This is a genomic window from Streptomyces sp. NBC_01166, assembly GCF_045039765.1.
In the GTDB taxonomy this organism is placed as follows: Bacteria; Actinomycetota; Actinomycetes; order Streptomycetales; family Streptomycetaceae; genus Streptomyces.
Genome location: NZ_CP108613.1, coordinates 3,823,693 through 3,849,103, shown reverse-complemented (window position 1 = coordinate 3,849,103; position 25,411 = coordinate 3,823,693). Strand labels below are relative to the sequence as shown.

Genomic DNA, 25,411 nt, shown 5'->3' with positions numbered 1-25,411 from the left:
GCGGGTGTCCCGGGGCCCGGTCGTGTGCGGCGGATCCGGTGGTTTCCCGCCACAGCTTCGGTAAAGCCCGCCCGGGGTCCTCACAGGGCAACCTCCACCGACTACGGTGACGGCCAGGGGAAGACCCCGCTCGGTGAACGATCGACGGAAGGCGCTGATCTTGGGGAAGATCGTGCTCGTCACAGGCGCGGCCCGGCAGCTGGGGGGCCGTTTCGTGCGGCGCATCCAGCGGGATCCCGGTGTGGACCGGGTGATCGCCGTCGACGCGGTCGCGCCGGGGCATGAGCTGGGCGACGCCGAATTCGTCCTGGCGGACATCCGGCAGTCGGCGATCGCCAGGGTCCTCGCGGAGCATTCCGTCGACACGGTCGTCCATCTGGACGTCTCCGCGAAGGCGCTCGGCGCGGGCGGCCGGACGACGGTCAAGGAGACCAACGTCATCGGCACGATGCAGCTGCTCGGTGCCTGCCAGAAGTCCCCGACCGTCCAGCGGCTCGTGGTCAAGTCCAGCACCAACGTGTACGGCTCCGCCCCGCGCGACCCCGCGGTCTTCACCGAGACGACGCCCCCCAAGTCCCTGCCCAGCGGCGGCTTCGCCAAGGACGCGGTGGAGGTCGAGGGCTATGTCCGCGGCTTCGCGCGCCGCAGGCCGGACGTGGCCGTGTGCGTGCTGAGGTTCGCGAACATCCTGGGCCCCGAGCCGGACTCGCCGCTCGCCGACTACCTGGCGCTGCCGGTCCTGCCGACCGTCCTCGGGTACGACCCCCGGCTGCAGTTCGTGCACGAGGACGACGTCGTCGACGTACTGGAGATCGCGGCCCGCGAACCCCGGCGCGGCACGCTGAACAGCGGCACGTTCAACATCGCGGGCGCCGGGGTGCTTCTGCTCTCGCAGTGCTCGCGCAGGCTGGGGCGGCCGACCGTGCCGGTGCTGCTGCCGGCCGTCACCTGGGTGGGGTCGGCGCTCCGTACGATCGGCATGACGGACTTCTCGCCGGAGCAGATCCGGCTCCTCACGCACGGCCGGGTGGTCTCGACCGTCCAGATGCGCGAGACGCTGGGTTTCCGGCCGAGGTTCACCACGGCCGAGACGTTCGCGGAGTTCGCCCGGAGCCGGGGACCGGGGCTGCTGCCTCCCGAGCGGGTGGGCAGGGCGGTCGGGAGGCTCGCCGAGCTGCCGCTCGGCAGGGGACCGGCAGGCAGGACACATTCGACTCACGGCGCCAGGTAGAGGAGCGCGACCCACGATGGCGGACGCCAAGGTCATTCCCTTCGACGACGACCGTTCGCGCTCCGGCGCGGGGCGGCGCAGAGGAGCGCTGCCGGGCGCCGGAAGGGCCCAGCAGCCCGCGTCGGCCGGTCCTGCGCCCGTGAGTGCCCTGCCGGGCGGTCAGGTGCCTGAAGGGGCCGCTGAGGCCACGGACGGCGCCCTCCAGGACGGTGGGGAGGGCCCCGGGAGCGGCTGGGACCGGCGGATCGCCGGCGGGCTCGCCTTTCTGCGGCGCAGGCTCACGGGGGATTACGAGGTCGACGAGTTCGGCTACGACAAGGAGCTGACCGACCAGGTCCTCATGTCGATGCTGCGGCCCCTCGCGGACAAGTACTTCCGGGTCGAGGTGAAGGGCATCGAGAACATCCCGTCCGACGGCGGGGCGCTCATCGTGGCCAACCACTCCGGGACGCTGCCGCTGGACGGGCTGATGCTCCAGGTCGCGGTTCACGACAACCACCCGGCCGAGCGGCACCTGCGGCTGCTCGCGGCCGATCTCGTCTTCATGCTCCCGGTGGTCAACGAGCTGGCGAGGAAGGCCGGGCACACCCTCGCGTGCGCGGAGGACGCGGAGCGGCTGCTGCAGGGCGGCGAGGTCGTCGGGGTGATGCCGGAGGGCTTCAAGGGCATCGGGAAGCCGTTCGGCGAGCGGTACAAGCTGCAGCGCTTCGGGCGGGGCGGTTTCGTGTCGACGGCGCTGCGGGCCGGGGTGCCGATCGTGCCGTGCTCGATCGTGGGCGCCGAGGAGATCTACCCGATGATCGGCAACTCGAAGACGCTGGCGCGGGTCCTGGGGGTCCCGTACTTCCCGATCACGCCGACCTTTCCGTGGCTGGGCCCGCTCGGTGCGGTGCCGTTGCCGACGAAGTGGACGATCCAGTTCGGGGAGCCGATCCCCACGGACGGGTATCCGCCGGAGGCCGCGGAGGACCCGATGCTGATGTTCAACCTGACGGACCAGGTGCGGGAGCAGATCCAGCACACGCTCTACAAGCTGCTGGTGCAGCGCCGGTCGGTCTTCTTCTGACCGCACGCCGGCCGCACCGCCGCACGGCCGACGCGAGGAGGGCGCCGTCCGGTCCGGACGGCACCCTCCTCGCGTGCGGTGGTCCCTACGGCTCGACGTCCTCGCTGTCGATGCCCAGGCCGGGCAACAGGCCCGGGAGCAACGGCGGCAGGGTGACATCGGGCGCGGGGGACACGCCGGGTGCGCCGCCCGGGGACGACGGGGTGGTGCCGTCCGTCGGGAGGTCGTCCAGCAGGCCGTCGGAGCCGCCGCCGAGCAGGCCGTCGGCGGGGGTCGATCCCGAGCCCGAGGGCTTCGGATCAGTACTGCCGCTGGACGCGCTGTCGTCCGGGGCCGCGGAGGAGGAAGGAGCCTTCTCCGGAGCCCTGGAGCCCCGTCCCTCCTGCGTGGAACCGGCAGGCGGCGCGTCCTTTTCGGTGCCCGGTGTGCGGGGCAGCAGGGACTTCAGCGGTGCGACTTCCTGGTCCATGGCCTCGAAGACTGAGCTGACCTTGTCGCGGATGTCGGTCAGCTGGACGGGCAGCCGGTCGCGGATGCTGCTCCAGCTCGCGCGGTGCGAGCGGGAGAAGGAGTCCAGCGTCTGGATGGGCCCGATGGCGCCGTCGCGCTCGTAGGCGGTGTGGAGCAGGCGGTGGCCCTCGGTGGCATCGTGGGTCATGCCGTCGAGCGCGCGCCTGACGTCTCCGATCGACTCGTGGTCCATCTCTCCGGAGCGGGCCCGCTCCATCAGCCGGCGGGCTTCGCCGAGGCGGGTCGAAGCCTGGTCGAGGTAGGCCTCACCCCGGTCGGCGTCGCCGCTGGCCATGCCGAGACTGATGTCCTCCATGCCGCGTTTGAGCGGATAGAGGGAGTCGCCCGGCAGGGCGTCGGAACTGGCAGCGGCCACTCCGCCGAAGGCTCCCGCGGCCACACCGACGGTGAGTCCGCCGGCGGTGAGGCCCTTCGCCCAGCGGGAGCGGGGACGCAGTTTCCGGATCGGGGAGGCCCGGTGGGCTCCCTTGCTCCGTTGTTCGGGCACGGTAGGGCCCGTGGACGCACCGCCTTCGGCGAACATGGTCTCCATGGCCGCGAGGAGCTGGGCTCGCTGCACCACTTTGACCTCGGGATCGAATTCCGGCGCCGGTAGCTCACCGAGGCCGTTCGCCAGGGCCAACAGCGTTCCGTGGTCGGCCGGTTGGGCCGGGTCCTCGGGCTGTACGGCCGCCGCACCCTGGGGGGACTGCTCCTCCAGGGCCTGGGCGAAGGCGTTCGCCCGCCGGTGTGCCGAAACGTTTGCGATCACTGGCGGCACCTCCTCTCGTCATGACGGTCGACTCCCCTGAGGGTCCGGAAGGTTGCCCACCGGAGGCGTTTCCACACGAACGAGCGAGTGGAAACGGTCAGGTGTGGCGACAGGGGGCCTGCATCCGGCACAACGAGTGGCGCGGCAGTTGGGTTACGGACGACGGATGAACCGATCGGTGTGTCACGGACACGTCACGGATGGTGACGTCAGCGGGCGTCGTCCGGCAGAAGTCGTGCGAGCGTTCGCACGGCTCGGTACTGCAAGGTTTTGATCGCGCCCTCGTTCTTTCCCATGACCCGGGCGGTCTCGGCGACCGAGAGACCTTGCAGGAATCTCAGGGTCACGCACTCCTGCTGCTGTGGGTTGAGCCGGCGTACGGCTTGCAGCAGTGCGGCGTTGGAGAGGGATTCCAGGACGGAGTCCTCCGGGCTCCGTGCGACCTCGTTGGCGTCGAGCATTTCGCCGGTGGTCACTTCCAGTCGGAAACGACTGGATTTGAAGTGGTCGGCGACCAGGTTCCGGGCGATCGTGACCAGCCAGGCACCGAAATCACGGCCCTGCCAGGTGAAGGTGGAGATGCGGCGGAGTGCGCGCAGGAACGTCTCACTGGTGAGGTCCTCCGCTGTCGCCTTGCCTCCCACGCGGTAGTAGATGTACCGGTACACGGTGTCGCTGTACTGGTCGTACAGGCGGCCGAAGGCCTCGGCCTCACCGGCCTGCGCGCGCTCGACGAGATCCATCATGCGCGCGCTGTCGCTGTCGGCTGTCGGACGGCGGACGGGAGCCGACGACGCAGCAGCCGCAGCGCCGCGGTTACTGCGTCTTCCGACGGCCGCGCTGCGTTCGGCCAGCGCATAGCAAGGGCCGGCAGGTACAGGGGTGGCAAATTGGGGGACGGCGTACGCGGTGGGGACGAAGCCGCGCAAGCGGTCGAGGACCGTTGCGCGCAGCGTAGCCAGGCCCGAGGTGTCAACCCCGACGTGTGGGTACACGGGACTCCCAGAGGCAGAGCTTCCATCACGTGCAGTTGGAAAACCATCACTCGTGGTAGCGGATGACGGGCTCCTTGTGCGTCTGAGGAGAATAACGCTTCGTACAGGCGGTGCTACACCCAGTTGCTCAAATCACCGATTAGGTCGCTTTCGTAACCTCTAAGTGACGGTTCAAGTGGCACATCGTGACCGGTTATTGATCGAATAGCTTCGAGATCTGCCTACGGTGGCGACGGGTTGTGGTCGCCCGTACGCAACGCGACTGGCCGGGGCGATGGGTGTCCGTGCCGCTGTTCCGCTCCCGATTGGGCGTACGCACCCGGGCGTGCCGCTGCGGAGCCGTGAAGGGCGCGCGGAGGAGCGGCCTCGTGGAGGAGGCCGCCTTTTTTTGAAGAAGGGGTCAGCGGCGGCGGCGGTGGATCGCCACGGCGGCGACCGTGCCGCCGGCCAGCGCGCCGACGCCCGCCGCGGCGGGGATGCCGACCTTGGCCGCCTTGCGGCCGGTGCGGTAGTCGCGGAGCCGCCAGTCCAGGGAGCGGGCGTGCTTGCGCAGCTTGGAGTCCGGGTTGATCGCGTACGGGTGGCCGACCAGGGACAGCATGGGGATGTCGTTGTGCGAGTCGCTGTACGCGGCGCAGCGCTCCAGGTCCAGGCCTTCGGCCGCCGCCAGCGCGCGTACCGCTTCGGCCTTCGCCGGGCCGTGGAGGGGCTCGCCGACCAGCCGGCCGGTGTAGACGCCGTCGACCGACTCGGCGACCGTGCCCAGGGCGCCGGTGAGTCCGAGGCGGCGGGCGATGATCGTGGCGGTCTCCACCGGGGCGGCGGTGACCAGCCAGACCTTCTGGCCCGCGTCGAGGTGGGCCTGGGCCAGGGCGCGGGTGCCGGGCCAGATGCGGTCGGCCATGTACTCGTCGTAGATCTCCTCGCCGATGGACATCAGCTCGGAGACGCGGTGGCCCTTGACGATGGAAAGGGCGCTGTCGCGGGCGTCCTGCATGTGCTCCGGGTCCTCGACGCCGGCCAGCCTGAACCAGGCCTGCTGCCAGGCGAACCTGGTGAGTTCGCGCCGCTGGAAGAACTTCCGCTTGTACAGGCCGCGCCCGAAGTGGAAGATCGCGGCGCCCTGCATGACGGTGTTGTCCAGGTCGAAGAAGGCCGCGGCGCGGGTGTCCCCGGCCACCGGGAAGACGGGCGCCTCTTCGGGGGTGGTGAGCAGCTCTTCGGTGCCGGCCGGCAGTGCCGATTTCTGCGCGGCCTCGGCTGCGGCCTCGCCTGCGAGCACGCTGCGTGCCGTGGCGGGGCGCCTGCGGGGGGTGAGCCATCCAAGAGCGGCCATGTCGTGAGCATAGCCATTCTGTTCGGCGCTTCCCGACCTGGCGGTATGCGGCGGTGTGAACTCTCCGGGACCGGAGCGTTAAACGGGTGATTCCACGTCTCCGGGAGGCCGGGAAGGGTCCGTAGGGGGGAGCAGAATGAAGGTATGAGTGCTCTGCTGCGTCGTACGAGGAAGAACCCCGCGGACCGGGTGGTGACCCTGGTGGGGAAGCCCGGCTGTCATCTCTGTGACGATGCGCGGCTGGTGGTGAGTGAGGTCTGCGAGGAGACCGGCGCGTCCTGGGTGGAGAAGGACATCACGCGGGACGAGGCGTTGTACAAGGAGTACTGGGAGCAGATCCCGGTGGTCCTGATCGATGACGAGCAGCACACCTTCTGGCGGGTGGATCCGGCGCGGCTGCGCACCGCACTGCGTACGTGAGGGGGCTTCCTGGGCGAAACCCGGTTAACATCATGGGCGTTTTGAGTGGTCTCGGGGGCGTGGACATGAGGAGTGTGTACCGTCTTGCCCCCTTCGGGCCTGCAACGGGCTGAGGCCGCCCCGGGTTCCGGGACCGCGCAGGGAATATGCGTGACCCCGGTCACTTTGACCAGACAAAACGGACACTATCTTTGTGCACGCGTTCACAAAGACATAGCCTGCTGTCGACGGGGCGGTCATAGGACATACGGCCGCCTGCAGCCCCGCTCATCCCGCAGGAGCACCGTGGCAACTGGCCGAACTCACCGACCGGCGACCCGTAGCCGAGGAATTCCCGAGGCCACCGTCGCCCGGCTTCCGCTGTATCTCCGCGCACTGACAGCGCTCTCCGAGCGCTCGGTTCCCACGGTTTCGTCCGAGGAACTCGCCGCGGCGGCGGGAGTCAATTCCGCCAAGCTGCGTAAGGACTTCAGCTATCTGGGCTCCTACGGCACGCGTGGTGTCGGGTACGACGTCGAGTATCTCGTCTACCAGATCTCGCGCGAACTGGGGCTCACCCAGGACTGGCCGGTCGCGATCGTCGGTATCGGTAACCTCGGCGCCGCGCTGGCCAACTACGGCGGTTTCGCCTCCCGCGGGTTCCGGGTCGCCGCACTGATCGACGCCGACCCCGCCATGGCGGGTACGCCCGTGGCCGGGATCGCCGTCCAGCACACCGATGACCTGGACCGGATCATCAGCGACAACGGTGTGTCCATCGGCGTCATCACCACCCCGCCCGGCGCGGCCCAGCAGGTCTGCGACCGGCTCGTCGCCGCGGGTGTGACCTCCATCCTGAACTTCGCTCCGACGGTGCTCTCGGTCCCCGACGGCGTCGACGTGCGCAAGGTCGATCTCTCGATCGAGCTGCAGATCCTCGCCTTCCACGAGCAGCGCAAGGCCGGCGAGGAGGCCGCTGCCGACGGCAGGGCGGGCGACGAGGACGCCGACGAGGCGCCGCCGATGCGTGCCACGCCCTCCGGCCGGAAGGGACCTGACGGGGACATGCCCGCCGTGATGCCGGCATGAGTCTCCTGGTCGTAGGACTGAGTCACCGCAGCGCCCCCGTCTCCGTGCTGGAGCGGGCGTCCCTGGCGGCCGATGCCCAGACGAAGCTGCTTCAGGACACCCTCGCCGCGGAGCCCGCGACCGAGGCCGCGGTCCTGGCCACCTGCAACCGCATCGAGCTGTACGCGGACGTGGACAAGTTCCACGCGGGTGTCGCCGAGCTGTCCACCCTCCTCGCACAGCACAGCGGGGTCGGGCTGGACGAGCTCACTCCCTATCTTTATGTGCACTACGAGGACCGTGCCGTCCACCACCTCTTCTCGGTGGCGTGCGGGCTGGACTCGATGGTCGTCGGCGAGGGCCAGATCCTCGGCCAGATCAAGGACGCGCTCGCGCTGGGGCAGGAGCTCCACACCGCCGGCCGTCTGCTGAACGACCTCTTCCAGCAGGCCCTGCGGGTCGGCAAGCGTGCCCACAGCGAGACGGGGATCGACCGTGCCGGGCAGTCGCTCGTCACCTTCGGTCTCGAGCAGCTGGCCGACGGCGCCGAGGTCACCGAGTGGGCGGCCGGCAAGCGCGCCCTGGTGATAGGCGCGGGATCGATGTCCTCGCTCGCCGCCGCGACCCTGGCCCGTGCGGGCGTCGACGAGATCGTCGTCGCCAACCGGACCCGGGCGCGTGCCGACCGGCTCGTCGAGATCCTCGGCCAGGCCGGCGTCCCGACGGCGCGCGCCGTGGAGATGGACGGCGTCGCGGGTGAACTGACACGTGCCGATGTCGTCGTGTCCTGTACGGGCGCGACCGGTCTCGTGCTGACCGCGGAGGCCGTCGCCGGTGCGCTCGGCGTCGAGTTCGACACCGCGGAGCGGGCGGCCGAGGCCCCCGCCGCCGTGGCCGACGAGCTGGACCAGCACGCCGCGTGGGTGGAGAACGGTTCCGCCACCGCCGCCGCTCAGGACCGGGCCGTGCGCCGGGTGCCCGTGCGTCCGGCCTTCACCGGCCCCGCCCGGCTCCACCTGCTCGACCTCGCGATGCCGCGCGACATCGACGGAGCGGCGCACCGCGTCGCCGGTGTGCGCCTCGTCGACATCGAGTCGCTCGCCGAGGCGTCCGCGGACGCCCCGATGGCCGCCGATGTGGACCAGGTGCGCACCATCGTCGCCGACGAGGTCGCCGCCTTCGGAGCCGCCCAGCGCGCCGCGCACATCACCCCGACCGTCGTCGCCCTGCGCACCATGGCCGCCGATGTGGTGGCCGGCGAGATCGCGCGGCTCGACGGACGCCTCCCCGACCTGGACGAGAAGCAGCGCGCCGAGATCACGCAGACCGTGCGCCGCGTCGTCGACAAGCTCCTGCACGCGCCCACCGTGCGGGTCAAGCAGCTCGCCAGCGAGCCCGGCGGCGCCGGGTACGCCGATGCGCTGCGGGAACTCTTCGACCTCGACCCGCAGACGGTGGCCGCCGTCTCACGGGCAGACCTGAACGACCCGAATAGAGGGCGGTCATGACCGACAACTCACCCCTGGGCGGGGAGACCACAACACCGCTCCGGCTAGGCACCCGGCGCAGCAAGCTCGCCATGGCGCAGTCCGGCATGGTCGCTGATGCGGTCCGCGAGGTGACCGGGCGTGCCGTCGAGCTCGTCGAGATCACCACGTACGGGGATGTCTCCCGGGAGCACCTGGCGCAGATCGGCGGGACGGGTGTGTTCGTCGCGGCTCTGCGTGAAGCGGTGCTGAGCGGCGAGGTGGACTTCGCCGTCCACTCGCTCAAGGACCTGCCGACCACGCAGCCCGAGGGGCTCGTGCTGGCCGCCGTGCCGGTGCGCGAGGACCCGCGCGACGCGCTGGTGGCGCGGGACGGGCTGTCCTTCGAGCAGCTGCCGGCCGGCGCCCGCATCGGCACCGGTTCGCCGCGGCGCATGGCGCAGCTCAACGCGTACGCCCGCTCGCACGGTCTCGAGATAGAGACCGTCGCCATCCGCGGCAACGTCGATACGCGCATCGGTTTCGTACGAAGCGGGGAGCTGGACGCGGTGGTACTCGCCGCCGCCGGGCTCAGCCGCCTCGGACGCACGGACGAGGTCACCGGCTTCCTGCCGGTCGACACCGTCCTGCCCGCTCCCGGCCAGGGAGCACTGGCGATCGAATGCGCTGAAAGCAGCGCGGACCTCGCCGCAGCCCTCGCCGAGCTCGACGACCCGTACACCCGGGTCGCCGTGACCGCCGAGCGCGCCCTGCTCAACGCCCTGGAGGCCGGCTGTTCCGCACCTGTGGGTGCGCTTGCCGATCTCCTGGCCGACGGGCAGGTTGTCAACGAACTGCGCCTGCGCGGTGTCGTCGGTTCGACCGACGGCACTTCCCTGGTGCAGCTGTCCATCACCGGTCCCGTCCCCACGTCGCACGACGACGCGGCGGCCCTCGGTCGCGAGCTCGCGGCCGAGATGCTTGCCAAGGGTGCGGCCGGTCTTATGGGGGAGCGAGCACTTTGAGCCCCACCGGCCCTGTCGTATCCGACTTCCCTGTCCTGTCCTCAGGGCATGTCACCTTCCTCGGCGCCGGTCCCGGCGACCCGGGACTGCTGACTCTGCGCGCTGTCGAGGCGCTCGCGAGCGCGGACGTCCTTGTAGCCGAACCGGACGTCCTCGACGTCGTTCGCTGCCACGCACGGGCAGGGGTAAGCACGCCTGAGATGACGGTTGTTGACATGGCGTCAACACCCGCCGGAGTACCCGTCCTCAGGGATGCCGCCAATCTTTGCATGGAGGCGGCGAAGGGCGGCAGGCGGGTGGTGCGCGCTGTTAAGGGCGACCCCGGCCTGGACGGCAACACGGGTGCCGAGATGCTGGCCTGCGCTGCCGCGGGCGTGCCTTTCGAGGTCGTGCCCGGCATCGCGAACGCGGTCGGTGTGCCCGCGTACGCCGGTGTTCCGCTGCGTGACGCGCAGGGCGCCGACGTCCGCTTCGTCGACGCCCGTACCGCGTCGGACCGCTGCTGGTCCGAGGTCGGTGCGAGCGACGCGACGGCCGTCGTGTCCGCGTCGCTCGACTCGGTGGCCGCGGCCGCCGGTGAGCTGGTCTCGGCGGGCCGCAAGCCCGACACCCCGCTCACGGTCACGATCGCCGGGACGACGACGCGCCAGCGGACCTGGACGGCGACCCTCGGGACGATCGCCCAGGTCCTGAAGCAGGCCAAGGTCCTCCCGTCGCCGGACGGGCACCTGCCCGTCATAGCCGTGGTCGGGGAGCGCAGCTCCGCCGCCCAGCGCGACCAGCTCGCGTGGTTCGAGTCCAAGCCGCTGTTCGGCTGGAAGGTGCTCGTGCCGCGCACGAAGGAGCAGGCGGCGTCGCTCTCCGACCAGCTGCGTTCGTACGGTGCCGTGCCGCACGAGGTCCCGACGATCGCCGTCGAGCCGCCGCGTACGCCCCAGCAGATGGAGCGCGCGGTCAAGGGCCTGGTCACGGGCCGCTACGAGTGGATCGCGTTCACCTCGGTCAACGCGGTGAAGGCCGTGCGGGAGAAGTTCGAGGAGTACGGGCTCGACGCCCGTGCGTTCGCCGGGATCAAGGTCGCGGCCGTGGGCGAGCAGACGGCCGCCGCGCTGGTCGACTTCGGCGTGAAGCCGGATCTCGTGCCGTCCGGTGAGCAGTCGGCCGCCGGTCTGCTGGAGGACTGGCCGCCGTACGACCCGGTCTTCGACCCGATCGACCGGGTGTTCCTGCCGCGTGCCGACATCGCCACGGAGACGCTGGTGGCCGGGCTCATCGAGCTGGGCTGGGAGGTCGACGACGTCACCGCGTACCGCACGGTCCGCGCCTCGCCGCCGCCGGCCGAGACCCGGGAGGCGATCAAGGGCGGCGGTTTCGACGCGGTGCTCTTCACGTCGTCCTCGACCGTCCGCAACCTGGTCGGTATCGCGGGCAAGCCGCACAACGTCACGGTGATCGCGTGCATCGGTCCCGCCACGGCGAAGACCGCCGAGGAGCACGGCCTGCGGGTCGACGTGCTGTCCCCGGAGCCGTCGGTCCACAAGCTGGCCCAGGCGCTGGCGGACTTCGGCGCGCAGCGCCGGGACGCGGCCAAGGAGGCCGGTGACCCGGTGACCCGGCCGAGCGAGCGGCGCCCCGGCGCGCGTCGTCGTCGGACGACCACCTGAGGGGTCGGAACGGATGTGCGGGCCCGGCTGCTTCCTCGCGGAGCGGCCGGGCCCGTCCTGTTCCCGGTTTGGGGGTCTGCGCGTCGCGTACGATCCCGGGCGGGACGGGGCTCGTAGCGCAGTGGTCGTCGCGCCTTCACCGCATGTGGGAGGACGCCGGTTCGAATCCGGCCGGCCCCGTTCCGCCTTCCGAGCGGACGTTTTTTCCGGCTCGGGTGTCGGTAAATCGGTGATCTGTGCGGGTCTAGTCTCGAAGGATGACCGATTACGGAAACTTCCCCGGCTCGCGGCCCCGCCGGCTGCGGACGACCCCCGTCATGCGGCGCATGGTCGCCGAGACCCGGCTCGACCCGGCGAATCTGATCCTGCCCGCGTTCGTACGCGAGGGCATCGACGCCCCGGTCGCCATCTCGGCCATGCCCGGCGTGCAGCAGCACACCCTGGACACGCTGCGGAAGGCCGCCGTCGACGCGGTCGCGGCCGGTGTCTCGGGGATCATGCTCTTCGGCGTCCCGCTGGACGAGAAGAAGGACGGGCGGGGCACGGCGGGGACCGACCCGGACGGCATCCTCCAGGTCGCGCTGCGCGCGGTCCGGGAAGAGGTGGGCGACGACCTGATCGTCATGTCCGACCTGTGCCTGGACGAGTTCACGGACCACGGCCACTGCGGGGTGCTGACCGAGGACGGCCGCGTCGACAACGACGCCACCCTGGAGCGGTACGCGGAGATGGCCCAGGTCCAGGCCGACGCGGGCGCCCATGTGGTGGGTCCCAGCGGCATGATGGACGGCCAGGTCGGCGTGATCCGGGACGCGCTGGACCAGACCGGGTACGAGGACGTGTCGATCCTGGCCTACACCGCGAAGTACTCCTCCGCCTTCTACGGCCCGTTCCGTGAGGCGGTGGGCTCCTCGCTCAGGGGCGACCGCAAGACGTACCAGCAGGATCCGGCGAATCTCCGGGAGTCGCTGCGCGAGCTGGCGCTGGACCTGGAGGAGGGCGCCGACATGGTCATGGTCAAGCCGGCCGGTCCCTACCTGGACGTCCTCGCCAAGGTCGCCGACGCGGTGGACGTGCCGGTCGCGGCGTACCAGATCAGCGGTGAGTACGCGATGATCGAGGCCGCCGCGGAGAAGGGCTGGATCGACCGGGACGCGGCGATCCTGGAGAGCCTGACGGGCATCCGGCGCGCGGGTGCGCGGATGATCCTGACGTACTGGGCGACGGAGGTCGCGCAGAAGCTGGGGCGCTGAAGCGGGCCGGGTCCCTCTCAGGACACCAGGCCCTGGCGGTAGGCGTAGACGACCGCCTGGACGCGGTCGCGGAGCCCGAGCTTGGCGAGGATGCGGGAGACGAAGGTCTTGACCGTCTCCCGGCTGATCACGAGGGACGCGGCGATGGGAGGCGGCGGACAGCCCAGCACCCTCCACGGGCCCGATTCCTGTCCGTGATCTCCCGTCGACGAGGCGCGGGCGCGAGCCGGCGGCGTCAGCGCCCTTCCGTGAGACGTTTGAGAGTCGCGAGGTCGGCTGTCACCGCGGCCTCGTCGCGCCGGAATTCGTCGGCGCTCATGCCCGGCCGGCGGCGCAGGGTGAACACGACCTCGCACCCGGCGCCGTCGGCGATCACCCGCACCGGGTTGTGGACGGTCTCGCCCGACGGCAGGGTGACGTGGTGGTCGAGCACGCCGTAGTCGTTCCTGGGCGCGAAGTCGACCACGACCCGCCCCATGGGCGAGTCGACGATCCAGCCGCCGTCGGTCTTCTCGATCGACCTGCCCAGGCCCGCCGCCCACTCGGGCAGGTGGACCGGGTCCGACGCGTAGTCGTAGACCTCGTCGGCGGGGCGGTCGATGCGGATGCTGATGTGACGGGTTTCGGTGTCCGAAGTGCTCATGGCAGCGACGCTACCCAGGCGCGGGCGCCGTCGTCTTGAACGGATCGGACACCGGGGCCGTCCGGTCGCCCTGGTCAGGGCCAGTCGACCATCGCCGTGAACGCCACGTAGGCCGTGAGGACGACGGCGGGTGCGCCCACGGAGAGGAGCACCCGGGCCGCTGCCTGTCGTTGACGCCAGGGCAACGACCAGCTCGCCACGAGGACGATCAGGGACAGCACGAGACCGGTGCAGAGCACGGCCCACGCCGCGTCGAAGGAGTCGGTGAAGCGGTCGGCCTCTGCGCCGTTGCAGGAGTCGCACGCCATGGGGGACAGGCCGCCGAAGAGCAGTGCGAGTGCCGCCGCCGGCAGGGTGACGAGCGTGGAGATCAGCGGTCCGGCCCAGGCGTGCGGGGAGCGGGGGTTGTGAAGGTCTTCCGACATACGTACGAGTCAACTCCGTGAGCCGGAGCTGCACATGAGCGCTCGTACTCAGGCTGCGCACGGCCGGGGCCGGGGCCGGGGTGTCTGGGGGCCGGGCGCCTCAGAAGTCGCGGAAGGCCTCGGACGGGCGCGGTCCCACGGAACCTTGGTACTTGCCCGAATACAGTTTTATGCTGCCGACCGGGACCCAGAAGGTGACCTGACCGATGCGCATCCCCGGGTAGATCCGGACCGGCTGGACAGCATGGAACTGCAGTGTCCAGTTGTTGTGCGAGCCGATGTCGATCGGATCGGCTGTGATGTTCACGAAGAGGCCGAGCCTGCCCAGGGACGACTTGCCCCTGATGATGGGTACGTAGTGGTCACTGCCCATCTTCTCCATGGTGGAACCGAGGTACACGCGGTCCGGCTGCAGGACGAGGCCTGCCTCGGTCAGATGCGTGCGTACGGTGGGCTGTTCAACCCTGACGTCCAGCTCCTTGTTCCGATAGGTGAGCAGGTCCGTGCCGAGCCGGAAGTCGTAGCTGTTCGGGTTGACCTGTACAGGATCGAACGGATCTATCTCGATCCGCCGAAGGTGGTGCTGCCGGATGATTTCCTTGCCGGTCAATATCACTGTGGGCTCGCTTTCCGAGGGAGCCTGGCTCTTCAGGCGAGGCTCGGTGGCCAGAAAGGCGTCGGTGATGAGGTCTGCCCGTACATGCCTGAGTAGGAGCTGGCAGCCCCTGCCGTGCTCCAGAAACTGACCTGACCCAGCGGCATGCCGGGGACGATGCGCAGCGGTTGGACGACGGTGAGTTCCAGGGTCCAGCAGTGGACGGCTCCTTGGTGCCCGAGGTCGGCGGTCACCTGGACAAAGAGCCCGAGCCGGCCGAGCGACGATCTTCCGATCAGACTGGTCACGTAGGTGTCACTGCCAATGACCTCAGCCGTACTCGCGAGATAGAGCTGTCCCGGCATGAGGACGTAGCCCTCGTTCCCGATGGTGGCCGAGTGCCAGGTCACCTCGCGGCGAGCATCCAGGACACCTTCCGCGAACCTGAGCTGACTACCCAGCGTGTAGTTGTAGCTGTTCGGGTTCATGCGGCTCGGGTCGAATGGGCGGATGACGATCTTCGCAGCCTCGACGGCTGATTCGATCTGGCGCCCGGTCAATATCACCTGGCCACTGAATTCAACAGCGCAGTGGTGGCGGTGGAGAATTCCTCCAGCGTGCCGCTGTTGTCCACCGGGGTACTCGGATGTATCTGCTCCAGCCCGTTCTCCGTCGTATGCCGGGAGTCGCCGAGCGTCAGATCGCCCCGTGCTTCCTTCCGTTTCCGGGCCACCTCTTCGTCGACCGTGATCACCACGGGGTGGAAACCGCTCCGCCGTAGGTAGGGGAGGTCGGCCGGCCTGGCATCGGAGCAGATGACCACGTGACGTTGGGTGCTGCCTTCGCAAGCTGAGTAGATGCGTGCCGTTTCTGACAGGAAGTGCTCTTCGAGGACACGCGGGTTGATCTTCCGCATGTGTGAGCCGAGGAAATTGAGCAGGGCGCCGTCCTGTCTTCCTTCCGCGATGTGCAGCGGGCGTCCCGCGGATTCGTAGACCGCAGCCTGAGCACGGTACAAAGGTTCCGCGAGCGTGATGACATGCACGGTGGCATCATTCTTCGCGGCCCACGATTTCGCGAGGGACGAGAAGGTGCTTTTGCCTGAACCGGGCAGCCCGAACAAGGCGATGCGGCATATGTGCTGGCTCGTGGGCTGAGAGCGCTGGGTCATGGGCGGCTGCCGATCTCCGCGTCGATCGCGGCCAAGACTGCCTCTACCGTCGTTCTCAGTTCCGTGTCGGACGCGTTTCCGATGACGGTCCCTGTGAAGGGAGGGGCATCCATCCCGAGCAAAGTCCAGGGAATGTTGGTCACGTCGTGATACGGGTGAACGGAGACAGGGACGACCGGATAGTCCGTGGGGGACGAGGAGCGGCGATCGTGCATCGTACGGATCTCATGCATGATGTTCCCGTTCAGCTGGGTGGAGCACCGCTGCTGATAGGAGCGTGAAGCGACCAGGATCGCTGAATCGGTGTTCATGACCCCGTCGATGCTGTTGCGGGCCGTCGTTCCTCCGATCCCCTGGTTCGCCTCCATGATGACGAAGTAGCGTCGCCGGAAGTGATGCAGCTGTGACACCAGGCGCCGTACCTCTGCGATGTCATCGGTACAGTAGGAGATGAAGATCGTCGGGCCGTTGAATCCCTTCAGGCTCCTGGTGTCCGGTGGAATCCCGTCCCACTCGTTCCGGGCCTTCTGCAACAGGGCGGCTCGCAGGGTCCGGTCGGTGTATGCGGCCCGCACCGCTTTGATGTCCTCGCCCTTGCTGTTGTTCGGATAGAAGACCAGGACGTCGCCGAGGATGGGTAGCGTCGCCCGTGCATTGCTGGTGACTCCGAAGTGCGGGCCGTTGCATTCCCCTATGCCGGTGAGTTCCACCTCACCGTCGGGTCCCTCCATGGAGAAGCGGACTCCGCTGCTCGGGGGAGCGTCGGTCCCGAACACCTCGAAGAAGAGATCGTGCGGCACCGGGACATCGGCCGTTCGGGCCGGAGTATCTGCGGATTCCACGTCCCGAAGCCAGAAGTGCCGATATAGCTTCGTGCCCGTGGTGAACTCCGTCAGAGCCGTACCGGCCCTCTTGCTCAGCCTTCTCTTGAGGGTACTTTGGCTGAGCTTGATGATCTCTTCCTCCAGCCGGACGTCATCGACGTCCAGGAAGGAGTCGGTGCTCATGTGCTGGTTCGAGATCAGAGGGAAGGCCAGGCGCAGCTCATCGGACTCGCGTACGCCCCTGAGGATGCTCTTGACCAGCATGACTCTGAATCGGTTCTGCGGTGCGAAATAGACTGTGGAATACAGATGCGCACGTGTCGCCAGGAAGTTGGCAAACGGCGCGGGGTCCGAGCAGATGGGGCCTCGGTCGTCGTACGTGATGATCGCGGAGATCACATCATCCGAATTGCCGAGCATCCCGACGGTGTGGTGTGCGTCACGATGCACGTAATCAATCCGATCGGCATCGATCTCGCCGTCCAGCATATGACGCACAGGCAGGAATGCGGTGGTCAGGTCGGTATCGGGCCAGTAGTCAGCCGTCATCAGGAAAGCGATGAAGTTGCTGTTCAGCGGCGCCAGGAGAGGATCGATCTCGGAGCCGAACAGACAAGCCAGAGTGAAAACCGGCTTGGCGGGCCAGAGAGAGGTGTCCCGGCCGATCTTCAGGCCGACCCAGGAACGGATGTCGTCATCCGGGACAAAGAGCCCCCGAGTGGCGCTCTGATAGGGAAGCTCGCCCACATCCTGCAAGAGCGCAGCGACCAGAATGTGCTCGTAGAGCCACTCAGTCTCAGGGGGACGGTCCGGCTGATAGATTCGGTCGTACTCGGCCTTCAACGTGGCCAGGAACTCCGAATCCGCAGACCCGACCTGGCGCAGGAGCTTGCGCATGATGTGCATGGTGCCAATGGCATGGGCGTATCTGCTGTGGTCGGCTCCTACGAAGCTGTGAGAGGCAAAACCTAACTGCTTGACCCGCCGCAGCCGCTGGACGGGGCGCGATTGAATGATGCGGTCGATGATCGGCGACGCGAAACCGGCTGCGGTGTCGGATGTGTCGATGAGGCCGTGCACGGCATCGCGCACGGGTGAGAGGGGATTTCGGCTCACTCGGCCTCTTCGAAGACTATCGGACGCCATTCGTACATCTTCTTTCGCCGCCATCGGGAACGTCCCGGATCCGTCTGCACACGTGGCAGTCTCATCTCAACACCTCACGATCTGTCCCTGCCGGATGCCGCGTAAACCGCCGCCCCACAACGTGTGCGGGGCACCTTCTTCCAGTTGGGGAGCGCTGCGGGTTGCTGGACCTCCATGAAAGCCCGGAGGGCAGCACCATTGCAGCCACAAGGACGCCTCACCCGTCCATCCAGCGTGCCGCGTTCGTGTCCGCCCGGGTCATCGCGCACGCGGCGGCGGGTGCGGCAGGGGTGCGCCCGGCTACCTGGGCTCGGTCGGGCGACCTGGCAGGGCCTGACCGAGGAGGCGGAGAAGCTGTCCGCGCTGCTCGCCAACCGCGATCCCGCGGTCCACGGGCGTCACGGGCACTGGTTGGACAAGGGGATACCGGGTGCGGAGAGCGCGATCGTCAAGGGCTGAAGCCCGGCCGATGGATGATTACGCACGCCACAACGGCCACACGGCCCCTGGGCAGGGATAGCGTGCGTCCTCATGATGCGCGCGTGGACATTGCCGATTCTGCTGGTGCTCTGTGGCTCGGTCGTTGCGACTGCCTTGATCTTTCAGGGGAGCCCGGGCGAAGCCACGGCATTCCTGCTGGGCTTCGTACTTCTCGCCGGTGTGAACTCGCCTCTGATCTTCCCGAGGTCCATCGGGGCGCTGGAGGCGCAACGCCGCAGCGCGGTCGACGGCAGACCGGTGATCTTCTGGCGCTCTGGCTGCAAGTACTGCATGCGGCTGCGTATCCGGTTGGGCCGTAAGGCCGACCAGCTCTACTGGGTCGATATCTGGCGTGACCCGGCCGGCGCGGCGCTGGTGCGAGAGGTCAACAACGGCAACGAGACCGTGCCGACCGTCTTCGTGGCGGGCCGGCCGCACGTCAATCCTGACCATGCGTGGGTCCGCGAACAGCTCTCCTCCTCCGGGAGCTGAACGAACGAACAGGCGGCGTACTCCGGCGCGGGGCCGGTGTACGCCGCCTTGGGCGGGACGCTGTGCGGGAAAGGGCTCGCGCTGTCACGCGTTACTTCGGGTCGCGGTCGAACTGAGCCTTCGACCAGCGGTAGCCGAGGACGGTGAGGCCCAGGCACCAGGCGATGGTGATCCACCCGCTGTTGCCGATCTCGGTGCCGAGAAGGAGTCCTCGCAGGGTTTCGATGGCCGGGGTGAAGGGCTGGTACTCGGCGATCGGCTGGAACCAGCCGGGCATCGACTCGACCGGGGTGAAGGCGCTCGAGATGAGCGGCAGGAGGATCAGCGGCATGGCGTTGTTGCTGGCCGCCTCGGCGTTGGGGCTGCCCATACCCATGCCGACCGCGATCCAGGTGAAGGCCAGGGAGACCAGCGCCAGCAGCCCGAACGCCGCCAGCCATTCCAGGACGGTGGCGTCCGTGGAGCGGAAGCCCATGGCGACGCCGACGGCGCCGACGAGCACGACACTGGCGATCGCTTGCAGGACGCTGCCGGCGACGTGCCCGAAGAGGACGGAGCCGCGGTGGATGGCCATGGTGCGGAAGCGGGCGATGATGCCCTCGGCCATGTCGGTGGAGACGGACACCGCGGTGCCGACCACGGTGGAGCCGATCGTCATCAGCAGGATGCCGGGGACGATGTAGGCGATGTAGTCGGAGCGGTCGCCGCCGCCGATGCCCGCGCTCATCGTGTCGCCGAAGATGTAGACGAAGAGCAGCAGGAGCATGACCGGGGTGAGCAGCAGGTTGAGGGTGAGGGACGGGTAGCGCCGGGCGTGCAGGAGGTTGCGGCGCAGCATGGTGGACGAGTCGCGTACGGCGAGGGAAAGGGAGCTCATCGGGCAGTCTCCTTGGGCTGGCTGGGGACGTTGGCCGGGGCTGTCAGGGCGAAGAAGACGTCGTCGAGGTCGGGTGTGTGCACGGTGAGTTCGTCCGCCTCGATGCCGGCCGAGTCCAGCCGGTCGAGGATGGAGCGCAGTTCGCGCTGGCTTCCGTCGCTCGGGATCTGCAGGGCGAGTGCTTCGTCGTCCCGGGTGACCTCGCCCAGGCTGGTGGCGGCGGCCCGGTATGCGGCCGGGTCGGTGAAGCGGAGCCGGATGTGTCCGCCGGGGACGATCCGCTTGAGTTCGTCGGCGGTGCCCTCGGCGGCGAGCTTGCCGTCGTGGAGTACTGCGATGCGGTCGGCGAGTTCGTCGGCCTCCTCCAGGTACTGGGTGGTGAGGAAGACGGTCACCCCGCCGGACACCAGCCCGCGGATGATGCCCCACATGGTGTGGCGGGAGCGCGGGTCGAGGCCGGTGGTCGGCTCGTCGAGGAAGATGATCCTCGGGCCGCCGACCAGCGTCATGGCGATGTCCAGGCGGCGCTTCATGCCGCCGGAGTAGGTGGAGGCGGGCTTCTTCGCGGCCTCGACCAGGTCGAAACGCTCCAGGAGTTCGGCGGTGGTGCGCCGTCCCTCGGCCTTGGAGAGGTGGTGCAGGTCGGCCATGAGGAGCATGTTCTCCTCGCCGGTGATCAGGCCGTCGACCGCGGAGAACTGTCCGGTGACACCGATCGCGCCCCGCACCGCCTGCGGGTCCGTCGCCAGGTTGTGGCCGCCGATGTGGATGTCGCCGGTGCCCGGGCCGGTGCTGATCAGGGTGGAGAGGATCTTCACGGCGGTGGTCTTGCCGGCACCGTTCGGGCCGAGCAGGGCGAAGACCGAGCCTTCGGGGACGGCCAGGTCGACGCCGTCGAGCACGACCTTGTCGCCGTAGGACTTGCGCAGCCCGTTCGCTGCGATGGCCAAGTTCGTCATGAGGGTTGCCCTTTCAGAGGCTGCGGGCGGTGATGTCGCCGTAGGCGGTGGTGGCGTGGATCTCGAGGCCGGCGGTGGCGCCGTCGGTGTTCCGGAGCGTGTTGTGGATGCGGCCGTAGCTGGTGCCGGCGTCCAGGGAGGCGGAGACTCCGCGGGCGGCGCCGATCGAGATCTCGCCTTGCTGGGTGCGCAGTTCGACCGTGCCGCGCAGGGCTTCGGTGATGTTGATGTCGCCCTTCTGGGTGCTGATGTGGCCGGGTCCGCCCAGGCGGCCGATGGTGATGTCGCCGGCGAGGAGGGTGAGGCGGGCACTGTCGGTCTCGTCGAGCTTGACCGTGCCCTGGGCGCCCTCGAAGGTGACGTCGCCGAGTCGTCCGACGCCGCGGATGTCGGCGGCGGCCGTCTTCGCCTCGATGCGGGAGCCGGTGGGCAGCTGGACGGTCACCTCGAGGGATCCGGCGCTGCCGAGGACCGAGTTCTTCGCGGGCGGGGCCTCGATCCGCAGGACGCCGTCGTCGTATCCGACCGTGGTGCGTCCGGCCGCCTTCACGTCGCGGCTCTTGGTGGCGTCCGCGGGCAGGACCTCGACCGTGGTGTCGGCCCGGTCAGCGGCGATGAACCGGATGCGGCCGGCGGGGATGTCCAGGACGGCGGAGACCGTGGAGGGGGTGTCGAACTTCTGCATCGTGTGCTCCTTCATCTGTGGTGCGTGGCCTTTCGGCCTCGCTGTTTCCGATGAGAGAAACGCTACGTTGCGTTCATGAAGTTGGCAACGAGCTTGTTGCGTCAAATCCCCATTGTTGCAGGTGGCGTGAAGTATTTCGTTGCAATGGTTCTGGGCCTAATGCAACGGGATGGACCTCGGTACGTTGCAATGAATTGGTGGTGAACGCTATGCTGGGGGCATTGCGGACGACGAAGGAGAGAGCGCGATGCCCGGAGGCAGGCTCACCCAGCAGGAACGACAGCAGATCGCGCTGGGACTGGCCGACGGCCTCCCGTATGCGGAGATCGCGAGAAGCCTCGACCGTCCCACCTCGACGGTCACGCGCGAGGTGATGCGTAACGGCGGCCCCACCGCCTACCGCGCCGAACTCGCCCACCGCGCCACCGAACACCGCGCCCACCGCCGCAAGCAGGCCGGGCCACGGGATTCGAATACGGCCCCGCAGGCCCACGGACGCGATGCTGAGGCCGTGCAGGAGTTCGAGGAAGTGTTCACCACCGTCCTCATGCAGTCGGGCATGCCCAAGATGATGTCCCGGGTCCTGACCTGCCTCACCATCACCGACTCGGGCAGCCTCACGGCGTCCGAACTCGTCGAGCGTCTTCAGGTCAGCCCGGCGTCCGTCTCCAAGGCCATCGCGTACCTCGAGAGTCAGTCGTTCATCCGGCGGGAGCGGGACGAACGCCGTCGCGACCGCTATGTCGTCGACGACGACATCTGGTACCAGTCGATGATCGCCAGCGCACGCGCCACGGAGCAGATCATCGAGACCGCCCATCAGGGCGTCGGAGTCCTCGGCGCCGGCACTCCGGCCGCCACGCGCCTGGAGGGCGTCGCCCGTTTCCTCGGCTTCGTCTCCGAGAACATCACCCGCGCCGCGAACCAGGCCCGCGACGTTCTCCACACGAAATCCGGGACAGTTCCCGAGGCTTCGCGGGATTGAGAGGGCTCCGCGGCCGCCCGGTCAGCAGACGGAGGTGTCGAGTCCGTCGATCACGATGGCCTGGCCGTCGCGGAGAGTCCGATGGGCGGTTCCGTGGGCGCGGTAGCGATCGGCCACGGTGCCGAGGATCTCCGTCTCGGGGTGTCCGGGCGAGTCGATGTGGGGCACCACGACGTAGTCGAGAAGGGCCAGACCGTCCCAGCGGGCCTCGTCGCCGTACGCGGTGCCCACCGCCTCCGGGGCGTCGCACTCCTCCAGGCCCCGTAGATCGGGGGCCAGGACGCAGGCGCCGGCGCTGTAGCCCGCGTAGACGAAGGCGTCCTGCCGCAGCAGGTCCACGAGGGCCCGGTCGGCCCCGCTGCGGGCCATGGCCTGGCGCAGGACGAACACATTGCCGCCTCGGACCCAGACCAGGGGGAACCGGGCGAGAGCGGCCGCGATCTGCGCCCCGGGACGCTCGAAGAACGTACGCAGGTCGAGCTCGACCGGCCGAAGCCCGAGACCGGAAAGCGCTCCGAGCTCCCGTTCGACCGCCGCTTCGCGCTCACCGGCCGGCAGGGCGTCGACCGCGTTGGCTATCACCGCGACCGTGACGTCGGAGGCGGGCGGCCGGTGCAGCAGTGCCAGCATCTGCTCCGGGTGGTCCCCTGTCCGGAAGGACGAAAGATACATACGCATCCGTGGACCGTAGCGGGCCGGGGAGCCTGACACGGCCGAACGGGCGTGACACCGCTCCTGCGGTGTCACGCCCGTCGCGGAGGCCGGACCGTCAGTGCGTGAACGGTCAGTACATGAGGGCGTCGTCCATCTCGGTCTGCCAGTAGGTGACGGTCAGCGTGCTGTCGACGTACACGTCCTTGGACAGCGGGACGTTCACCATGTCGCCCGCGGACTCCGACTCCGCGTCCAGGAAGCCGACGCTCAGGTCCTGGGTGGAGTAGCCGCCCGTGCCGCTGCCGTCGGCGGACGAGGTCATGACTCCGGCGTAGGCGGACTGGCCGGGCGCGACGGTGACGACGGCCTGCGGCTTGCTGTCCTCGACGACCGGAGGGACGGACTGCGCCTCACCGAAGCGCAGGACCGGGTAGTAGAAGGCGTTGCACGCCTTCGAGCCGGTGTTGGTCACGGTGAGCAGCATGTGGTTGACGGGGCGCTTGACGCCGGTGATCGTGAGCTTGGTGTTCTCGCCGGTGCAGGTGGGCAGGGACGCACTGGTGCGCTGCTGCTTCGCAGTGGCGGAACCGGAACCCTTGGCACTCTCGGAACCGGAACCGGAGGTGCTGGTGTCTCCAGCCGTCTCCTGGCCGTTGGCCGTGTCCGATGCCGGTGCCGCCGAAGCGCCGTCGGCCGGCTTCTGGGGCGCCGGGGCCTCGGCGTCGTACGCCGCCGGGGCCGGGCTGTCGCTCTGGCAGGCCGTCAGGGACAGGGCGGCGATCAGCGCCGCCGTGCCCAGGACGGAGGTGCGGGCGGCCCGGCGGAAGTGAAGGTTGCGCATGAGTGGTTCTCCCCGTTCGAAGGTGGCATGTGCCCGGGGCGCCGTTTGGCGCCCTGATGTGCGGGCGGGTCTACTGGTCGGTGACGCGTGATCAGAGGTTCTGCAGGAGTGCGATGACGACTGCGATGCAGACGATCAGCACTGCTGCGGCGACTGCGTCGGTCAGGCTGAGCGCAGGCCGAGTACGCATGGCGGCTCCCGGGACGGACGAGGGTGGGATGTACGGATCGCGGGGAACGCCGCGGTGTGTCCACATCTTGTCCAGGCCCGGATTCCGGCTGCAACGGCTGGCGGGGCACGCGGGACGCTGGAACGTTCGCACGTACTCTGACCTGCGCGGACACCACGTCCCTGGAACGCGCTCCGGGAACGCACGGAAGGGGAACGGTCGAGGTGGGCACAGAGATCCAGGACTTCGCGGTGCTGCTCAGGGAGCTGAAGGAGAGGTCCGGGCTCAGTTACGGGGCGCTCGCCCAGAAGCTGCACATGAGCACCTCGACCGTGCACCGGTACTGCAACGGTGACGCCGTTCCCCATGACTACGCGCCCGTCGAGCGCTTCGCGCGGGTGTGCCGGGCGTCCTCCGACGAGTTGATGGCCCTTCACCGGAAATGGATCCTGGCCGACGAGGCGAAACGGCGGGTGCCTCGGAAGCCGCAAGCGGCCGGGACCGCCGGCGGGCCCCCTGACGAGCCCGACGTGTCCGAGGTGCCCGACGCGTCCGCTCCCGCGCTCGACGAATCCGAGCCCGCCGCGTCCGAGCCGGCGGCCCCCGGGCCCGCACGTGCCGACGGCACCGTTCCCCAGGCAGAAGCGGAACCGCCCTCGCGGCCCGAAACGGAATCCGCGTCGGAGGACGTGACACCCCAGGGGTCGCCCCCTGGCGGCGTACCCGCGCCACGTCGCCGCACCAGCAGGAAGCTGCGTGTCCTGTTCACCGCGGTGGCGGTCGTGGCACTCACCGTTTCCGCCGCCCTCTCCGTCCGCGGCCTCGGAAGTGACGAGCCCTCGGACGACGGACGTGTGGACGCGGGGCTCAGCCTCTCGCCGGTGGTGCCCACCGGCAGAGCGAGCGGGAGCGTGAAGCCCAGCAAGAGCGGCAGCCCGTCCGCCGAGCCCAGCCGAAGCGCTTCCTCGCCGGCCGGCGGAAAGAGCGCCAGGCCTTCGCCGTCCTCGCGCCGGCCGGAGAGTGGCGGTGGCGTACCCGTGCACGCGACCATCAGTTCGTACAACTGGGAATCGCCCTGCGGGCAGTACTACTTGTTCGACCAGGCGCCCGACGACCTGCCGCCGGCGCCCCCGCCCCAGGACACCCGTAGCTGGGCGCGGGTCCTTGACGGTGTGGACGGGGGTGACATGAAGCTCGAACTCACCCTGCAGGGGACGTCCGGCGAGGCGGTCGTGCTGAACGGGCTGCACGTGCGGGTGCTGGGGCGCAACGCGCCGCTCGCCTGGGGCGCGTACTCGATGGGGAACGGCTGTGGAGGAGGCATCACGCCGCAGACCTTCGACATCGACCTGGACGACAGCCGGCCCCGTACGAAGCCCGTCGCGGGCGAGGACGCCGGCGTGGTCGTCCCCGCGAAGGACTTCCCGTACCGGGTGAGTTCCACCGATGTCGAGGTCTTCCACCTCGATGCGCACGTGGAGGGGCACGACGTGACCTGGTACCTGGAGCTGGAGTGGACCAGCGGCGGCAGGAGCGGGATGCTGCGCATCGACGACGGGGGCAAGCCCTTCCGTACGAGCAGCCTCAAGGCCCGGCCGTCGTACTACTACCGTTCGGACACGGCACAGTGGGTCCCGGAGGAGTGGGGCCCCGAGGGGCAGTGACGGCCGGGCGGCGGTG

Annotated in this window: 26 protein-coding genes, 1 tRNA gene and 1 pseudogene; 13 read left to right on the top strand and 15 right to left on the bottom strand. The window is 69.1% G+C overall.

What is annotated here, in order from left to right; genetic code table 11:
* Window positions 1-160: 160 nt before the first annotated feature.
* Window positions 161-1,231 (top strand): NAD-dependent epimerase/dehydratase family protein, encoded by a 1,071-nt coding sequence (locus OG379_RS17595; RefSeq protein ID WP_405668554.1) that lies wholly within the window; start codon window positions 161-163, stop codon window positions 1,229-1,231.
* 16 nt (window positions 1,232-1,247) lie between these two features.
* A complete protein-coding gene (locus tag OG379_RS17590) occupies window positions 1,248-2,297 on the top strand; it encodes a lysophospholipid acyltransferase family protein (protein ID WP_393766965.1) in 1,050 nt (349 codons plus the stop codon).
* An 85-nt stretch (window positions 2,298-2,382) separates the two neighbouring features.
* Here the strand turns inward: OG379_RS17590 and OG379_RS17585 are convergent, their stop codons facing one another.
* From OG379_RS17585 to OG379_RS17575, 3 genes are all read right to left on the bottom strand, one after another.
* Window positions 2,383-3,579 (bottom strand): DUF5667 domain-containing protein, encoded by a 1,197-nt coding sequence (locus OG379_RS17585; RefSeq protein ID WP_405663879.1) that lies wholly within the window; start codon window positions 3,577-3,579, stop codon window positions 2,383-2,385.
* 209 nt (window positions 3,580-3,788) lie between these two features.
* Window positions 3,789-4,574, bottom strand: a complete 786-nt coding sequence (locus OG379_RS17580) for an ECF subfamily RNA polymerase sigma factor, BldN family (RefSeq protein WP_401522423.1) — start codon at window positions 4,572-4,574, stop codon at window positions 3,789-3,791.
* A gap of 400 nt (window positions 4,575-4,974) precedes the next feature.
* Entirely contained in the window at window positions 4,975-5,910 is a 936-nt protein-coding gene (locus tag OG379_RS17575; protein WP_405663876.1) for an HAD family hydrolase, read from the bottom strand.
* A gap of 144 nt (window positions 5,911-6,054) precedes the next feature.
* Here OG379_RS17575 and OG379_RS17570 point away from each other — a divergent pair, with 144 nt between their 5' ends.
* The 7 genes from OG379_RS17570 to hemB all read left to right on the top strand — a co-directional run bounded on the left by OG379_RS17570 (window position 6,055) and on the right by hemB (window position 12,785).
* The gene (locus tag OG379_RS17570) at window positions 6,055-6,330 is read left to right on the top strand and encodes a glutaredoxin family protein (RefSeq protein WP_104786857.1); all 276 of its coding nucleotides are present in this window, start codon (window positions 6,055-6,057) and stop codon (window positions 6,328-6,330) included.
* A gap of 285 nt (window positions 6,331-6,615) precedes the next feature.
* Window positions 6,616-7,398 carry a redox-sensing transcriptional repressor Rex gene (locus OG379_RS17565; protein WP_104786856.1) on the top strand — a complete coding sequence of 261 codons (783 nt, stop codon included), beginning with the start codon at window positions 6,616-6,618 and terminating at the stop codon, window positions 7,396-7,398.
* On the top strand, window positions 7,395-8,885 hold the full coding sequence (locus OG379_RS17560; protein ID WP_393766973.1) for a glutamyl-tRNA reductase: 1,491 nt from the start codon (window positions 7,395-7,397) through the stop codon (window positions 8,883-8,885). Before OG379_RS17565 ends, OG379_RS17560 begins: the two co-directional genes overlap by 4 nt.
* Window positions 8,882-9,868: a hydroxymethylbilane synthase gene (gene hemC, locus OG379_RS17555; RefSeq protein WP_405663872.1), complete on the top strand. Its 987-nt coding sequence runs from the start codon at window positions 8,882-8,884 to the stop codon at window positions 9,866-9,868. Before OG379_RS17560 ends, hemC begins: the two co-directional genes overlap by 4 nt.
* Entirely contained in the window at window positions 9,865-11,532 is a 1,668-nt protein-coding gene (locus OG379_RS17550) for a uroporphyrinogen-III synthase (protein WP_405663870.1), read from the top strand. Before hemC ends, OG379_RS17550 begins: the two co-directional genes overlap by 4 nt.
* 106 nt (window positions 11,533-11,638) lie before the next feature.
* A tRNA-Ala gene (locus OG379_RS17545) sits at window positions 11,639-11,712 on the top strand.
* Between the two features lie 77 nt (window positions 11,713-11,789).
* The gene (hemB, locus tag OG379_RS17540) at window positions 11,790-12,785 is read left to right on the top strand and encodes a porphobilinogen synthase (protein ID WP_405663868.1); all 996 of its coding nucleotides are present in this window, start codon (window positions 11,790-11,792) and stop codon (window positions 12,783-12,785) included.
* 17 nt (window positions 12,786-12,802) lie between these two features.
* Here the strand turns inward: hemB and OG379_RS17535 are convergent.
* The 7 genes and pseudogenes from OG379_RS17535 to OG379_RS17505 all read right to left on the bottom strand — a co-directional run.
* Window positions 12,803-12,931, bottom strand: a pseudogene (locus OG379_RS17535) (LuxR C-terminal-related transcriptional regulator); the annotation flags it as partial.
* Between the two features lie 89 nt (window positions 12,932-13,020).
* A complete protein-coding gene (locus OG379_RS17530) occupies window positions 13,021-13,428 on the bottom strand; it encodes an SRPBCC family protein (protein ID WP_405663866.1) in 408 nt (135 codons plus the stop codon).
* Window positions 13,429-13,502: 74 nt separating this feature from the next.
* Complete coding sequence (locus tag OG379_RS17525) at window positions 13,503-13,853, bottom strand: hypothetical protein (protein WP_405663864.1); 351 nt, start codon at window positions 13,851-13,853, stop codon at window positions 13,503-13,505.
* Between the two features lie 100 nt (window positions 13,854-13,953).
* Window positions 13,954-14,469, bottom strand: a complete 516-nt coding sequence (gene dcd / locus OG379_RS17520) for a dCTP deaminase (protein ID WP_405663861.1) — start codon at window positions 14,467-14,469, stop codon at window positions 13,954-13,956.
* A gap of 32 nt (window positions 14,470-14,501) precedes the next feature.
* Entirely contained in the window at window positions 14,502-15,014 is a 513-nt protein-coding gene (locus OG379_RS17515; protein WP_405663859.1) for a dCTP deaminase domain-containing protein, read from the bottom strand.
* Complete coding sequence (locus OG379_RS17510) at window positions 15,011-15,619, bottom strand: hypothetical protein (protein ID WP_405663857.1); 609 nt, start codon at window positions 15,617-15,619, stop codon at window positions 15,011-15,013. Before OG379_RS17510 ends, OG379_RS17515 begins: the two co-directional genes overlap by 4 nt.
* Window positions 15,616-17,535, bottom strand: coding sequence for a hypothetical protein (locus OG379_RS17505; protein ID WP_405663855.1), 1,920 nt, complete (start codon window positions 17,533-17,535; stop codon window positions 15,616-15,618). The genes OG379_RS17510 and OG379_RS17505 overlap by 4 nt, the downstream gene beginning before the upstream one ends.
* A 333-nt stretch (window positions 17,536-17,868) precedes the next feature.
* Here OG379_RS17505 and OG379_RS17500 point away from each other — a divergent pair, with 333 nt between their 5' ends.
* Window positions 17,869-18,048 carry a hypothetical protein gene (locus OG379_RS17500; protein WP_405663852.1) on the top strand — a complete coding sequence of 60 codons (180 nt, stop codon included), beginning with the start codon at window positions 17,869-17,871 and terminating at the stop codon, window positions 18,046-18,048.
* Window positions 18,049-18,120: 72 nt separating this feature from the next.
* Window positions 18,121-18,561, top strand: coding sequence for a glutaredoxin domain-containing protein (locus tag OG379_RS17495; protein ID WP_405663850.1), 441 nt, complete (start codon window positions 18,121-18,123; stop codon window positions 18,559-18,561).
* 91 nt (window positions 18,562-18,652) lie between these two features.
* Here OG379_RS17495 and OG379_RS17490 read toward each other — a convergent pair whose 3' ends face one another.
* Genes OG379_RS17490 through OG379_RS17480 form a run of 3 tightly spaced genes read right to left on the bottom strand, consistent with a single transcriptional unit; the run spans window position 18,653 to window position 21,082 of the window.
* Window positions 18,653-19,438, bottom strand: a complete 786-nt coding sequence (locus tag OG379_RS17490; RefSeq protein ID WP_405663848.1) for an ABC transporter permease — start codon at window positions 19,436-19,438, stop codon at window positions 18,653-18,655.
* Window positions 19,435-20,397, bottom strand: coding sequence for an ATP-binding cassette domain-containing protein (locus OG379_RS17485; RefSeq protein WP_405663846.1), 963 nt, complete (start codon window positions 20,395-20,397; stop codon window positions 19,435-19,437). Before OG379_RS17485 ends, OG379_RS17490 begins: the two co-directional genes overlap by 4 nt.
* Before the next feature lie 13 nt (window positions 20,398-20,410).
* The gene (locus tag OG379_RS17480) at window positions 20,411-21,082 is read right to left on the bottom strand and encodes a DUF4097 family beta strand repeat-containing protein (protein WP_405663843.1); all 672 of its coding nucleotides are present in this window, start codon (window positions 21,080-21,082) and stop codon (window positions 20,411-20,413) included.
* A gap of 247 nt (window positions 21,083-21,329) precedes the next feature.
* Here OG379_RS17480 and OG379_RS17475 point away from each other — a divergent pair, with 247 nt between their 5' ends.
* Window positions 21,330-22,067: a helix-turn-helix domain-containing protein gene (locus OG379_RS17475; RefSeq protein WP_405663840.1), complete on the top strand. Its 738-nt coding sequence runs from the start codon at window positions 21,330-21,332 to the stop codon at window positions 22,065-22,067.
* A gap of 21 nt (window positions 22,068-22,088) precedes the next feature.
* Here the strand turns inward: OG379_RS17475 and OG379_RS17470 are convergent, their stop codons facing one another.
* Window positions 22,089-22,745, bottom strand: a complete 657-nt coding sequence (locus tag OG379_RS17470) for a Type 1 glutamine amidotransferase-like domain-containing protein (RefSeq protein ID WP_405663838.1) — start codon at window positions 22,743-22,745, stop codon at window positions 22,089-22,091.
* Between the two features lie 106 nt (window positions 22,746-22,851).
* The gene (locus OG379_RS17465) at window positions 22,852-23,562 is read right to left on the bottom strand and encodes a DUF4232 domain-containing protein (protein ID WP_405663836.1); all 711 of its coding nucleotides are present in this window, start codon (window positions 23,560-23,562) and stop codon (window positions 22,852-22,854) included.
* A gap of 393 nt (window positions 23,563-23,955) precedes the next feature.
* Between OG379_RS17465 and OG379_RS17460 the strand changes: the two genes are divergently transcribed.
* Window positions 23,956-25,395 (top strand): helix-turn-helix domain-containing protein, encoded by a 1,440-nt coding sequence (locus OG379_RS17460; RefSeq protein WP_405663833.1) that lies wholly within the window; start codon window positions 23,956-23,958, stop codon window positions 25,393-25,395.
* Window positions 25,396-25,411 lie beyond the last annotated feature (16 nt).